8 protein-coding genes and 1 pseudogene are annotated in these 14,311 nt (G+C 66.9%); 4 read left to right on the top strand and 5 right to left on the bottom strand.

The window, feature by feature from the left end:
- Positions 1-11: 11 nt before the first annotated feature.
- The 4 genes and pseudogenes from JWS13_RS45215 to JWS13_RS01105 form a co-directional block, all read right to left on the bottom strand.
- Positions 12-230 (bottom strand): annotated as a pseudogene (locus JWS13_RS45215) (HAD-IC family P-type ATPase); the annotation flags it as partial.
- Positions 231-724: 494 nt separating this feature from the next.
- Entirely contained in the window at positions 725-946 is a 222-nt protein-coding gene (locus JWS13_RS01115; protein ID WP_206003990.1) for a hypothetical protein, read from the bottom strand.
- Between the two features lie 15 nt (positions 947-961).
- Positions 962-5,782, bottom strand: coding sequence for an NAD-glutamate dehydrogenase (locus tag JWS13_RS01110; protein WP_206004232.1), 4,821 nt, complete (start codon positions 5,780-5,782; stop codon positions 962-964).
- 271 nt (positions 5,783-6,053) lie between these two features.
- The gene (locus JWS13_RS01105; protein WP_206003989.1) at positions 6,054-7,766 is read right to left on the bottom strand and encodes a PucR family transcriptional regulator; all 1,713 of its coding nucleotides are present in this window, start codon (positions 7,764-7,766) and stop codon (positions 6,054-6,056) included.
- Between the two features lie 162 nt (positions 7,767-7,928).
- Here JWS13_RS01105 and pruA point away from each other — a divergent pair, with 162 nt between their 5' ends.
- From pruA to JWS13_RS01085, 4 genes are all read left to right on the top strand, one after another.
- The gene (gene pruA, locus JWS13_RS01100) at positions 7,929-9,584 is read left to right on the top strand and encodes an L-glutamate gamma-semialdehyde dehydrogenase (protein ID WP_206003988.1); all 1,656 of its coding nucleotides are present in this window, start codon (positions 7,929-7,931) and stop codon (positions 9,582-9,584) included.
- On the top strand, positions 9,584-10,567 hold the full coding sequence (locus JWS13_RS01095; protein WP_206003987.1) for a proline dehydrogenase family protein: 984 nt from the start codon (positions 9,584-9,586) through the stop codon (positions 10,565-10,567). Before pruA ends, JWS13_RS01095 begins: the two co-directional genes overlap by 1 nt.
- 874 nt (positions 10,568-11,441) lie before the next feature.
- Positions 11,442-12,863: an amino acid permease gene (locus JWS13_RS01090; RefSeq protein WP_206003986.1), complete on the top strand. Its 1,422-nt coding sequence runs from the start codon at positions 11,442-11,444 to the stop codon at positions 12,861-12,863.
- Positions 12,864-13,043: 180 nt separating this feature from the next.
- Positions 13,044-13,550 carry an acyl-CoA thioesterase gene (locus tag JWS13_RS01085; RefSeq protein ID WP_206003985.1) on the top strand — a complete coding sequence of 169 codons (507 nt, stop codon included), beginning with the start codon at positions 13,044-13,046 and terminating at the stop codon, positions 13,548-13,550.
- Between the two features lie 237 nt (positions 13,551-13,787).
- Here JWS13_RS01085 and JWS13_RS01080 read toward each other — a convergent pair whose 3' ends face one another.
- Positions 13,788-13,976, bottom strand: coding sequence for a hypothetical protein (locus JWS13_RS01080; RefSeq protein ID WP_206003984.1), 189 nt, complete (start codon positions 13,974-13,976; stop codon positions 13,788-13,790).
- Positions 13,977-14,311 lie beyond the last annotated feature (335 nt).

The following is a 14,311-nucleotide window of genomic DNA, read 5'->3' as shown; positions in this document are numbered from 1 at the left end:
TGCACGACGGCGGCGAGGACGGGGGCGTCGTTGGTGCCGTCCCCGACCATGGCGACGACGTGACCGCCTCGCTGTAGTGCGCGCACCGCGTCGGGTTTGTCGTCGGGCATGACCTCGGCGCGCCAGTGGTCGATGCCGAGTTCGGCGGCGACCGCGGCCGCGGTGTCGGGGTCATCGCCCGTAAGCATCACGATCTGTTTCACCCCGTCGGCGCGGAGTTTGCGCAGGCGAGTTGCACCGGGCACTCGACGTCGAGAACGCCGTACGAACCGAGCTCGCCACCATCCACACCCCTCAACAGCCGCGGCTGTTGAGGGGTGTGGATTCCGCACGCGGCGAAGTGGCTACGGAGCAGGTCCGCACGCAGACATCGACACTCACACCAGAGCAAGAAGAGTTACGGCGAATTGCCGCACTCGACAACTCAGCGCCACCATCCGGGGCTGTACGGCTCCCCCGTTCCCGCTCCGCTCGACCACTCAACCCGCCGCACTCACGCCTGCCGCGGCCGCACACGGGGCAATGAAATAGTTCAGGGTTTCGACGTAGTCGACACGAGTTGTTGCCGCTCCGCTCTGCATCTGTCGAATCCGCAGGGGCAGAGCGTCATCGAGAAAGGCTTGCGACCACTCTGGGAGGTGTCGGATTCGGGAACTGAGTCCGCTGTCAAAGGAGAGGAGGGGCGTTCCTATGGCGGACAGTTGATCTCCTCGCCTGCGGACAGTTACGGAAGCTCGAGCCGCCACGCCGAGCTACCTAAGTACTGCTGGGAATGCGGTCGAACGTGGGTGGCCAGGACTGTCCACCGTGCCGGCGGATAGGTGCCGGCGACGTCGCGGTCGGCGTCGAGGACATGCAGGGTTCCGTCGGGCTGCAGGTCGGCGATGTGGTGTTCGCCGTACTCGTCGATCCGCGTGCCGGCGTGGATGGCAAATTGTGGTGACAAGGTGTGTCTCCGTGGTCAGTTCGTGGGCTGTTGCGGCCGTGAGCGGCCGACCATGGTCCGCACCTGGCGTGCGGCGACCGAGAGGGTCGCCAGGTCGGCGGGGTTCGAGTCGAAGATCTCGGCCAGGATCGCTCGGGCGCGGGTCAACCGTGAGGTGTTGGTCGCTTCCCAGTCGGTGATCTTCGCCGCGGCGGACTCGGCCGGGGACGATCCGGACAAGGCGTCCAGGGTGAGCAGGCGCATGGAGCTATAGACGTCGTCGCGTAGGGCGAGCCGGGCGAGAGCGTTCCAGCGGTCCGTGTCGTCGAGTCCTGAGATCGCGGTCAGCAGATAGTCGACACTCAGGTGAGCATTGAGCGTGTAGTACAACTCGGCGACCTCGTCGACGTCGCGGTCCTCGAGGTCGGCGATGTCGATGATGTCCACTGCACAGAACCCGTGCAGCAGGCTGACGATGGCGGTCGCCTGGTCGGGTGGGGCGCCGAGCGTGGTCAGCTCGGTCGCGCGGGTGTGGACGACGGCGGCGTCCGGGCCTTGCAACCATCCCGGAACTTTCGGCATCAGGTGCTCGACGGCCCGGCCGTAGCGGGCGATCTCGGCTCCGATCGCGATCGGCTGCGGACGGTGATTGAGCAGCCACCGTGACACCCGGTCGAGCAGCCGACGTACCTCGGTGATCATGAGATCGGAAACGGCGGTATTCGGCGCACCCTGGCGGATCTGCTGGACCAGGGCCGGGAGACCGACGATGGCGCTGGCGGCGGCGTAGGCGCGGACCGCGTCGGTGCTCGACGCGCCGAGGTCCTCGCCGAGCCGGAACACGTAGCTGATACCGCCGGTGTCTATGACCTCGTTGGTGACGACGGTGGCGATGATCTCGCGCCGGAGACGGTGATCGCCGATGGCGTCGGCGTAGTCCCGTCGGAGCCGCTCGGGGAAGTACTGCAGGAGCCGGTCGGTGAAGGCGTCACCGTCGGGCAGGTCGCCGGCAAGCAGGTCCGTCTTCAGTGCCAGTTTCACATGGGCAGTAAGGGTGGCCAATTCCGGAGAGGTCAGTCCCGTGCCCTGCTTTGCCCGCCGCTCGAGTTCGTCGTCGTCCGGGAGTGCTTCGAGCGCGCGGTCGAGGCCTCGCCCGGCGACAAGAGCGCGGATCTGCCGGGCGTGCACCCGCACCCGGCTCGCCGCGGTAGCGCGGCTGGTGCCGAGCAGGTCGTTCTGCGCAACGTTGTCGGCGAGAACGAGGTCCTCGACATCGTCGGTCATCGACCGCAACAACCCCTCGCGGGCGGCCGCGTCTAATCGTCCGGTGGAGACGAGCCCGTCGAGCAGGATCTTGATGTTGACCTCGTGGTCGGAGCAGTCGACGCCGGCGGAGTTGTCGAGGGCATCGGTGTTGATCCGCCCACCCGCGCGAGCGAATTCGATGCGTCCGAGGGCGGTGACCCCGAGATTGCCGCCCTCGCCGATCACCCGGGCACGGACCTCGGTGGCGTCGACACGGACCCCGTCGTTGGCCTTGTCGCCGACGTCGAGGTGGGTTTCACCGGACGATTTGATGTAGGTGCCGATGCCGCCGTTCCACAGCAGATCGACCGGTGCGCGCAGGATTGCGGTGACCAGTTCCTGCGGTGACAGTCGCAGGATGTCGGGCGCCAGTCCGAGTGCTTCGCGAATCTGGTTGGACAGCGGAATGGATTTGGCTGTCCGCGCGAAGATCCCTCCCCCAGCGCTGATCAGCGACCGGTCGTAGTCGTCCCAGGACGAGCGCGGCAGTTCGAACAGTCGGCGCCGCTCCCGGTACGAGGCGGCCGCATCGGGTTCGGGATCGAGAAAGATGTGCCGGTGATCGAACGCGGCGACGAGACGGATGTGCTCACTGAGCAGCATCCCGTTGCCGAACACGTCCCCGCTCATGTCTCCCACGCCGGCGGCGGTGCAGTCCTCGGTCTGCGTGTCGATTCCCATCTCCAAGAAATGCCGCTTAACGCTCTCCCAGGTGCCCTTGGCGGTAATCCCCATCGCCTTGTGGTCGTAGCCCACCGAGCCGCCGGAGGCGAACGCGTCACCGAGCCAGAACCGATACTGCTGTGCGACAGCGTTGGCCTCGTCGGAGAAGGTCGCGGTGCCCTTGTCTGCGGCAACCACCAGATAGGGGTCGTCGCCGTCACGGCGCACCACCGACGGCGGGGGCACCACGTCACCGGTCGCGGGGGCGACGTTGTCGGTGACATCGAGCAGTGCCCCGATGAATGCGCGGTAGCATGCGATTCCGCGGTCGCGCAGCGCGTCACGGTCGGTGGCGGCGTCGCCGGTGGGAGTGGGGGGTCGTTTGACGACGAAGCCGCCCTTGGCGCCGACCGGGACGATGACCGCGTTCTTGACGGCCTGCGCCTTGACCAACCCGAGGATCTCGGTGCGGAAGTCCTCGATCCGGTCGGACCAGCGCAGGCCGCCGCGGGCGACGAGGCCGAAGCGCAGGTGCACGCCCTCGACCTCGGGTGAGTACACGAAGACCTCGAACTGCGGGCGCGGCTGCGGCAGCTCGCTGAGCGCTGCGGGTTCGAACTTCAGCGCCAGCGCGCTCGACGAGCTGATGTTCGGGTTGCTCCGTCGGTAGTAGTTGGTGCGCACGGTGGCGCTCAGGAGGTTGAGGTAGGCGCGCAGGATGCGGTCGGCCTCGAGGCTGACGACGTCGTCGACCGCTTCGGTGATCTGGCGGGTCAGGGATTCGACGGTGTCGATGTCGGTGTGCTCGGGGTCGAACCGGGCGGCGAAGAGCCGTACGAGGGCTCCGACCGTCTGCGGATGCTCGACCAGTACGCCGGCGATGCGTTCGGTGCTGTGCGGAAAGCCGGCCTGTCGCAGGTATTTCGCGTAGGCGCGTAGCACGGCGGTCTCGGACCAGGTCAGCCCGGCTCGGGCCACGAGCGTGTTGAACGAGTCGACCTCGGCCGCGCCGGACCAGGCAGCGACGAAGGTCTCGCAGAACCTCGACGCGAGGGTTCCCCCACGGCTCTGTTCGCTGCGGTCACCGGTGGCGGTCAGATCGGACAGTGTCGGCGGGTGGTGCAGCCCGAAGTCGTAGATCCATGTCGACAGCCCGTCCGGGCGGACGACGGGGTAGGGGCGTTCGTCGAGGACGTCGACGCCGAGGCTGTGCAGAATGGGCAGTACCTCGCTCAGCGAGACCCGCTCCCCCGCGACGTAGAGCGTCAACCGCAGCTCGGTGTGCTCCCCGGTGCGGCGCGGATAGAGCTGGACGTCGATGCCGTGCGCGTCGAGGTTTTCGAGTCGGGTGAGATCGGCGGCGGCGCGGCGAGGGGCGAAGTCCTGCTTGTAGGACTCGGGGAGGCGCGCGGCGTAGTGCGCACCGCGCGTAGTGCGGGCTCGGTCTTCGTCGCGCAGTGTGTCGTGCAGGTCGTCGTCCCAGGTCCGGCTGACCACGGTCAGACGTTGTTGCATCCTCGTTTGGGCGTCGCCCCAGTCCACGTCCCGGCCGTTCGCGGTGTCCTGATCGGTGCGGATCGTGAAATGCACCAGCGCCAGCGGGCTTTCGGTGACGCGCACCGTGTGGTCGATGCTCGAACCGTCGAACTCGGCGAGCAGCATGTTCTGCATGGCGCGCCGCACGCCGGTGGTGTACCGGTCCCGGGGGAGGTAGACGAGTGCGGAGATCACCCCCTGGCCGGTCCGCGGGCGCAGGAACAACAGCAGGTGTTGGCGAACAGCGGCACCGAGGACCGAGACCACGGTGCGGTAGAGGTCGTCGCCGTCGATGGCGAACAGCTCCGGGCGCGGGTAGTCCTGGATGATTTCGAGCAGCGCCTGACCGGAGTGCGATTCGAGCCGGTAACCGGCACGGGCGATCACGTCCCTGGCCCGGCGTGCCAGAACCGGGATGTCGAGGACGTTTTCGTGCAGTGCGGTGACGGTGAACAGGCCGAGGAAGCGGTGCTCACCGATGATGCCGCTGCCGTCGAAGTCGGCGACGGAGATCATGTGAGGAAGCAGGCCCTGGGCCGCGGCCGAGAACTCCGGGGCCTGGGCGACGGTGATCAACGCGGTCGTCCCGGCAGGTGCCCACACCGGCAGGGCCTGGCGGTAGCCGTCGGTAGCGCGGACCAATCCGAGGTCGCGGTCAGCGCCGTCGGCACTGTCGGTCGTGCAGTATTGGTACCCGAGGAAGGTGAAGTTCCCGGCCCGGAGCCAGTCGAGGAGATCGGCGGTGTCGCCGAGCTCCTGAGTGCCCCACGGGGCTGTCTCGAGTGTCTTCATCTGGTTCACCGCGGCGGCGACCTCGTGCTGCCGGTCTGCCATGGCGGGCGCGTCGGCGGTGATCTGTCGCAGCGTCAGCAGTGTGTGTCGCACCGAGCCGATGATGCGGTCACGGACCTTTTCGGGTGGTGCCGCGGCGAATTCGATGCGCATCCAGGATTCGGTGATCGAGTCGTCGGCGGTGCTTCCGCGCTGCAGATCCACCAGGTCCCCCTCCGGCGTCCGGATCGCGGAGAGCACGGGATGAAGAAAGTGGGAGATCGGGACGCCGGCCGACTCGACGACGGCGGACAAGGCATCGACCAGCAGGGGCATGTCGTCGGTGACGACGAGCAGGGCGGGACCGGTATGCGCTTGGGGGTCGGCGGACAGGAAGGCAACCAGATCATCGGCCGGTGTGCGGTGGGCGGCCAGATCCAGGTGCTGGCGGACGGTGGAGTCCGCGGCCACGGTGTCGTCCTGGGCTGTATGGCGGAAGAACGCCGAACGCACATCGTCGAACTTTTCCGCCTGCGACGCGGCCCCGGTCAACCTCTCGTGTGCCTCGGACTCTGTCGACATGCTCACCGTGAGTTCACCATTCCTTCGTCGAAAACCTGTCGAGCGTGGCCCCATTGCCACGAACCCGTGGCGAATAGTTAACCGGTACATCCCTTGTGAAGTATTGGGTCAGCCGTTTGAAAAGCATGATGACTTTTTGGCCTGTTCGCCAAGACTCGACTTCGCCGGTCGACGTCACGTCACAGGTAGCACCCGTGGTGTGCCGGGGTTGCGGTCACCGATCGGAGAGCGGGCATCGGGCGCGGTGTCGGGGCTGGGTTTTCCGGTGCAGTCAGGTGCCCGGCTTGCCCCTATCTTTCCGTCGCTGCAGGGTGAGTTGCAGTTCGAGGAGCAGGCGATCGGAGGTGTCCTGCAGGTCTACGCCGACGATCTCTTCGACGCGGCGGATGCGGTAGCGCAGGGTGTTGGGATGCACCTGCAAAGTGGCTGCGGCGGCGCGGACGTCGCCGTAATGGGCGAGGTAGCTCTCGGCGCTCTCGCACAGGCTCGAGGCGTGCTTGTTGTCGTACTCGAACAACGCGTCCAGCCGCGGATCGTGCAGTTCGGGATGAGCGTCGACGAGGTCGAGGATCTCGCCGAGCAGAACGGCGGTGCGGGATTCGGCGAGGGTGGTGACCCGTCCCTCGGGGAACGTGGCGGCGGTGCCGTCGAGCACCCGGTCGACCTCGATCCTGGCACCGGACACCTGACCGAGATCGGTGACGGGGATCGCGATCGCAGCTCTGAGCACCACCGACCGTTTCGTTTCGAACTGGTCGATGACTTGGCGGACCCACGCGGTGACGGTCTTCGCGGATTGGTTGCGCGGCAGCAGCACGTAGGCGCGGTCGCCGATGATCGTGGACACCGAGTCGCGGCTGAAGGAACTGGCGTGCAGGCGCAGCATGCTGCCCAATCCGGCGAATTCGCTGATCGGTGCCGTGGCGTCGGTGGCGGTCGGGGCGAAGCCGACGACCGCCGACGGCCCGCTGACCGGGAGATTCAGGGCACCGGCCACGGAGGGAACGTCCACTCCGCCCCCGCGCGCCCCGAACAACCGTTGGATCAGCAGCGCTTCGGTGGACGGGGCGTCGAGGGCGCGCGAGATGATCCGTGCGGCGATCGCCGATGCTCCCCGCAGTACGCCGGCCGCGTCCGGAGTCAGCGGTGAGTCGCCCTGCTGCACCCAGATTGTTCCGAGCAGCCGCGGGGTGGGTGAGCCCTCGGAGTATTCCCGGATGCTGACCACCAGTCTGCGTTTGGTGCCGAGTTTCGGGTGTGCCGGGACATCGACGACGTCGTCGCTCTCGCGGAGCCGGTCGAACACCCCCCATTTCTGCAGTACGCGTAGATACTCACGCGGCCCTTCCCTGCCGAGGATCGACAGCGTCCGCAGCTCGTCCGCAGCCTCGTCGGATGCCGAGTAGGCGAGCACGTGGGACTGGGTGTCCTCGATCGACACCATGCCACCGGAATTCTGGGCCACGATCTGGGCAAGTCCGAACAGGTCGGTGTCGGTGGCGAGCAGGTCCGGATCCCCCAGTCGGGCCTGCCGCCGACGGGAGCGGTCGAGCATGCGCTGCACCAGGGGGAACACATGATCCCACCGGGCCCTCGGGTGCACGGCCACCAGCGCGACTCCGGCTCGGCGGGCCGCGGTCTGCAGCGCGCGCGAGTCGGCTGCCGTCTTCGACATCACCGCACGCGGGCGAGCGTCGTGTGGCCGCTGCGCGACATGCTCGAACCAGCGCACCGCCTCGGCATTACCGACCCCGACGTGGAGCAGCAGGTTCGGCAGGGGAGATTGCGAATCGATCTCGGCCGACAGATCCATACTGTCGACGAGCGCGACCGAGGCGACGACGACGTCGTCACCGGCGGGGGCGTCGACCAGTTCGACGACCGCGGTATCGAGCGCACTGAGAAGCTCACGCAGAGTGATGACTTCGGACTCACCCACTGTTTCCGCAGGGGCTTGCGGGAGGGTCTTGTCGTCACGTGTCACGGGGGTCTCTCCAGTTCGAAAATCAGTACCGATTTGTCCTATCGTACAACTGCAAGATTCAAAGTTTGGACAGATGGCTCATCAACTGTGACGGGCGGCGGTGTTGACTTCACCTAGTTCGTTGCGGCGGTGTTCTCGCCGCCACATCATGTAGGAGGTTTCATGGACGCCGTCACCACCACCCCGCAGCCGATCAACGAGCCGGTGGGCTCCTTCGCCCCGGGGAGCCCCGAGCGCGCCCGACTGAAGGCGAAGCTGGCCGAACTGGGTTCGAATCCCACCGAGATCCACAACGTCATCGGCGGTGCGCACCGGCGCCGCACCGGCCCCGCGATCGACGTCGTGCAGCCGCACCGGCACGCCGCGGTCCTGGGCACCTTCACCAACGCCGGCGCCCAGGACATCCAGGACGCCGTTGCAGCCGCCACCGCCGCCGCCCCGGCCTGGCGGGCACTGTCCTTCGAGGACCGCGCCGCGGTGTTCCTCCGCGCGGCCGACCTGCTGTCCGGACCGTGGCGTGAAACCCTCGCCGCCGCAACCATGCTCGGCCAGTCCAAGACCGCGTACCAGGCCGAGATCGACACCCCGTGCGAACTGATCGACTTCTGGCGCTTCAACGTCCAGTTCGCCCGGCAGATCCTCGCCGACCAGCCGATCTCCTCCCCCGGCGTGTGGAACAAGCTCGAATACCGCTCCCTCGAGGGCTTCGTCTACGCCATCACCCCGTTCAACTTCACCGCCATCGCCGGCAACCTGCCCACCGCACCCGCCCTGATGGGCAACACCGTGGTGTGGAAGCCCTCGCAGACCCAGGCCGTGGCCGCGTACTGGACAATGAAACTGCTCGAGGCCGCCGGCCTGCCCCCGGGTGTGATCAACCTCGTCAACGGCCCCGGCGCCGAGGTCTCCGACGTCGTCCTCGCCGACCCCCGCCTGGCCGGGATCCACTTCACCGGGTCCACCGCCACCTTCCAGCACCTGTGGCGCCAGGTCGGCGACAACATCGCCAACTACAACAGCTACCCGCGCCTGGTCGGCGAAACCGGAGGCAAGGACTTCGTCCTCGCCCACAGCTCCGCCAACCCCGACACCCTCACCACCGCCCTGATCCGCGGCGCGTTCGACTACCAGGGCCAGAAGTGCTCCGCGGCCTCCCGCGCGTTCGTCCCGAAGTCGGTGTGGGCGAAGATGGGCAACGACTTCATCGAGAAGGCATCGACGCTGAAATACGGGGATGTCACCGACTTCTCGAACTTCGGTGGCGCCGTCATCGACCAGCGGGCGTTCGACCGCAACGCCGACGCCATCGCCCGCGCCAAGGCCACCCCCAGCCTGACCATCGCCGCCGGCGGCCACGTCGACGACAGCATCGGGTACTTCGTCGACCCCACCGTGCTGCTCGGTGACGACCCCACCGACGAGGCCTTCCGCACCGAATACTTCGGACCGATCCTGTCCGTCCACGTCTACGACGACTCCGCCGCCGGATCATTCGACAAGGTCCTCGACCTGGTCGACAAGGGGTCCGCCTACGCGCTGACCGGCTCGATCATCGCCGACGACCGCACCGCGATCGCCCAGGCCACCGACGACCTGCGATTCGCCGCCGGCAACTTCTACATCAACGACAAGCCCACCGGCGCCGTCGTCGGACAACAACCCTTCGGAGGCGCACGCGCCTCGGGCACCAACGACAAGGCCGGCTCCCCGCAGAACCTCCTGCGCTGGGCCTCCGCCCGCACCATCAAGGAAACATTCGTCCCGGCCACCGACCACCACTACCCCCACCAGGGCGCCGACACCACCGAGGACATCTGATGGCACCGTCCGACCTGCTCCGGCCCGCCCTCCTCGCCGCAGCCCGCTCCCCGCGCATGGAACGCACCGTCACCAAGATCCCGGTGACCCGCAACCTGGTCGACCGGTTCGTCGCCGGCGAGACCGAGAATCAGGCGGTGGCCGCGACCACCGATATCCTCGGCTCCGGCCGCTACATCAGCATCGACTACCTCGGCGAGGACACCACCGACGTCGCCCAGGCCTCCGGCACCGTCTCGCACTACCTCACCCTGTTGTCCGCTCTGTCCCAGTTCACGCAGGACGGCGAGAAGAACACGGCCAGCTTCCCGCCCTCCTCGGTGCGCAACGTCGAGGTGTCGCTCAAGCTCTCGGCGCTGGGGCAGTTCCTGCCCCGGGACGGGCACAAGGTTGCCCTCGAGAACGCCCACAAGATCTGTGCCGCCGCCGAGGAAGCCGGCGCGTGGGTTACCGTCGACGCCGAGGACCACACCACCACCGACTCGACCCTGTCGATCGTGGGCGAACTACGCGAGGACTTCCCGTCCCTCGGCACCGTGCTGCAGGCCTACCTCAAGCGCACCGAGGCGGACTGCAAGGACCTTTCCGGCCCCGGATCGCGGATCCGGTTGTGCAAGGGCGCGTACAAGGAACCCGCCAGTGTGGCCTACCAGGGCAAGGCCGCGGTCGACGACGCGTATCTGCGGTGCCTTCGGATCCTGATGAACGGTCAGGGCTACCCGATGGTCGCCTCCCACGACCCGGTGATGGTCGAGGCGGCACTGCAGTTCGCCGAGGCCAAGGGCCGCACCGCCGACGAGTTCGAACTGCAGATGCTCCACGGCATCCGGGACACCGAACAACACCGGCTGATCGCCGAACAGCGGCATCTGCGGGTCTACCTCCCGTACGGGCAGGAGTGGTACGGCTACTTCATGCGCCGCCTCGCCGAACGCCCCGCCAACCTGGCCTTCTTCCTCCGCTCACTGGCCTCGACGAAGTAGGCGCCGCACGGGTTCAACCCGTGCGACTCGGTCCCGGCTCACCTTCGGTGGACCGGGACCGAGCACCATCCCGGTCAAGGTCAGTCCTTTCTCGCGAGTCGAAATCCATCGCAGAACCATTCACCGCCGGACCCCTGGCTGCGTTGCCGAGCGGCGTGAACCGATCGCGGGCAGTTCCCCCGGCGTCACCTTCCGATGCCGTCGAGGATGTCGATGACGTCCGCGTAGTGTGTTCTCGGCACGGCACGGGCGGCGGGGGTCACACAAGCCCCGGTCCAGTTCGATCTCACCGACGACGATACTGGTGCGCGCCTGACAGTGCCGGAACGGCACTGTGCCACACCGCATCCGCGGACACCGCGACCACCGCGGCTTCACCAACCCGCTGCATGCCACTCAATCCGGACTCAACCGGGAACCGCGAGTCGTGCATCGTCACAGCCCGGCACTGTCGCGGCCGACGAAGTCGAGATACCAGCGCCACACCAGCAGACCAAGACGGTGCAACCGCGGCGCTCATGGACACCTGCCCTGGCTGGGATGGCCAACGCTGGGACGATCGTGATGTCGCCGACCCCTCCACACACCACTGCGCACCAGCGCACCGAAACGCCGCGCACGTGCCCGGCAGGGAAAATCGGTCCCCACCATGCCCCTGCCAACTTCCTCTGACCACGCCATTTTTGCAGGTGGCCAAATCGGGCGCACGCGATTTGGCCGATCGTCCGATCACATTGGCGGCGCAGTCGGCTTGAGTAGCACTCACCGCAATGCCCTGTGAGGGCCATCACAGGTTCACGACGAAGCCCTCACACATCGATCAGATCGTGCTCGCGTACCGCCCTCGTGCTTGACTCGACCCTGGGAGCGTTCGATGTCCACTCTCGACCAACAACCCGAGACGTTGCAGAAGTCTCTGAAACAGCGTCACCTGACGATGATCGCGATCGGAGGTGTCGTCGGCGCCGGCCTGTTCGTGGGCTCGAGCGCCCTGCTGCACACCTCCGGGCCCGCCGCATTCGTGTCGTACGCCATCACCGGTGTCGTCATCGTCCTGGTGATGCGCATGCTCGGCGAAATGGCCACCACCAACCCGTCGACCGGCTCCTTCGCCGGCTACGCCCGCAAGGCCTTCGGCGGGTGGGCCGGCTTCACCACCGGCTGGCTGTACTGGTTCTTCTGGGTCGTCGTCGTCGGCGCCGAAGCCGTCATCGGCGGCAAACTGCTGCAACGCTGGATCGACCTGCCCTCCTGGGTGATGGCGGCTGCCCTGTTGCTGGCCATGGTCGCCACCAACCTCCGCTCGGTCCGCAACTTCGGCGAATTCGAATACTGGTTCGCCGGCATCAAGGTCGCCGCGATCCTGCTGTTCCTCGGCCTCGGCGCCGCCTACGTCTTCGGCCTGTGGCCGAGCCATTCCGCCGACTTCTCCAACCTCACCGATCACGGCGGCTTCACCCCCAACGGTTGGACCATCATCCTCTCCGGCGTCGTCGTCGCCGTCTTCTCCATGGTCGGCCCCGAAATCGCCACCATCGCCGCAGCCGAATCCGCCGAACCGGAGAAGGCCGTCGCCAAGGCCACCAACTCCGTGATCGCCCGCATCGGGTTCTTCTACATCGGCTCCGTGCTGCTGCTCGCCATCATCGTGCCCTGGACGGATGTGACGGTCGGCCAGTCGCCGTTCGTCGACGCCCTGACCCACATGGGCATCCCCGGCGGACCCGACATCATGAACGCCGTCATCCTCGTCGCGGTGCTCTCCTGCCTGAACTCCGGCCTCTACACCTCCTCCCGGATGCTGTTCACCCTCGCGCACAAGGGTGACGCCCCCCAAGCCATCGCCAAACTCGACAAGCACGGCGTCCCCCGCAACTCGCTGCTCCTTGCAACCCTCGTCGGCTTCGCCTGCATCGGCCTCGACTACCTCTCCCCCGACACCGTCTTCGCCTTCCTCCTCAACGCCTCCGGCGCCACCATCCTGATGGTCTACCTCATGATCGCGATGTCGCAGATCAAACTGCGTGGCCTGATGACCCGAGAAGACGTCGCCCAACTCCGCCTGAAGATGTGGCTGTTCCCCTACCTGTCGATCCTCGCCGCCGTCGGCATCCTCGCCGTCCTGGTCTCGATGTTCTTCGTCGATTCCACCCGCTCGCAGATCACCCTCAGCGTCGCCGCCCTCATCGTCACCCTGATCGCCTACCGGTTCCGGCGCCGGATCAGGCTGGCCCACCCGCTCACCCCGCACGTCTCCACGCCCGCCCCCGAGTCGATTACCAAGCCCGCGCAGTAACCAACAGGGCGCCTACTGCCGACTGTCCAGACGACCTGGAGACCGAGATTTCCCCGGTCGACCGTAGAACTGTGGCGAACAGCGCCCTGCCCGAATGAGCCGATCCGCCTGGCCCCCCCGCGAGACGCAACCACAGCCGCACACCCCGCTCTCGGATCCCCACCACAGGAGAACACCAGCATGTCTCTGACTGAGACCCTCACCGCCCGCCCGGCCTCGCTGTCAATGACGGTGCTCATGACACCGGACATGGCCAACTTCTCCGGCAACGTCCACGGCGGCAGCCTGCTCAAACTGCTCGACCAAGTCGCCTACAGCTGCGCCAGCCGCTACGCCGGAACCTACGTGGTGACCCTGTCCGTCGACCGAGTCCTCTTCCGCGACGTCATCCACGTCGGCGAACTGGTCACCTTCTCCGCCTCGGTGAACTACACCGGACGCACCTCCATGGAGATCGGGATCCGCGTCGACACCGAGAACATCCGACACCACACCAAACGGCACACCAACAGCTCCTACTTCACCATGGTCGCCGTCGATACCGAGGGCACCCCCGTGGCCATCCCACCACTGCGCCCGCACACCGATCTGGACAAGCAGCGATTCGACGCCGCCCGGCAACGGCGCCGGGCACAGCGCGCCGCCTTCACGAGCCCGCACGCAATACCACCCATACCCGAGAAATGATGATCCACAACGTTTGTCACCTACCTGGGACTGTTGGGATATCGATTGAACTCCCTCCGCCAGAGTTCCTCCGGACCGGAATCATCTCGCTGGGTGACGGTTCCGGGCGCAGAAAGCACTTCTGAGGAGGCGCTCCGGATATGCAGTGTGAGGGCCGCTGGTCGATCGATGACCGGCACCGATCGTCGATGCAACTGGCGCGGTTCCTGATCAAGAACACGATGTACGCACGCGTACTCACCACCTGGGCAGCCCGATGTCCGGTGCCGACAGCAGCTCGTTGGCACCGGCGGCACCGCCGCGACCCGCCGGTTGATCGTCGCCGCCGCCGTCGTCCGCTGCCGGCCGCTCCGATGCCGTCGACCGGGCGCACCGGCTCGCCAGCACCCGCGGCCCCACGCTCGGGGCGAGTGGATCGACTGGCACTCTCAGGAACCCACTCCCCGTCGGTGGAGAACGCCTTCAACTGGACAGTAGCTCTCGGGTTGTCGCGATTGTTCAGCTGACGATTGGTCACGGTGGGATCAGCAGGCCGGTGACGGACGAATGTCACTGGTGATTCGCTCCCCTAACAGAATGGCCAGCTATGCCTGATGCCTCTCCCGGTTCCACCCCTCCGGAACGCGGGCGGGTGCAATCTTCACTGCGCGTCCCCGGTCGCCACCCGGTTCGACATCCTGCCGGGCGACATCGAGGGCGGTCATCGCCTCGTGGACCCGATGGCCCCGGCAAGAATAGGGTGAGGGCCGGCGGCGCCGGAT

The sequence above is a fragment of the Rhodococcus pseudokoreensis genome (genome assembly GCF_017068395.1).
Classification (GTDB): domain Bacteria; phylum Actinomycetota; class Actinomycetes; order Mycobacteriales; family Mycobacteriaceae; genus Rhodococcus_F; species Rhodococcus_F pseudokoreensis.
This window is presented reverse-complemented; position numbering and strand designations above follow the sequence as displayed.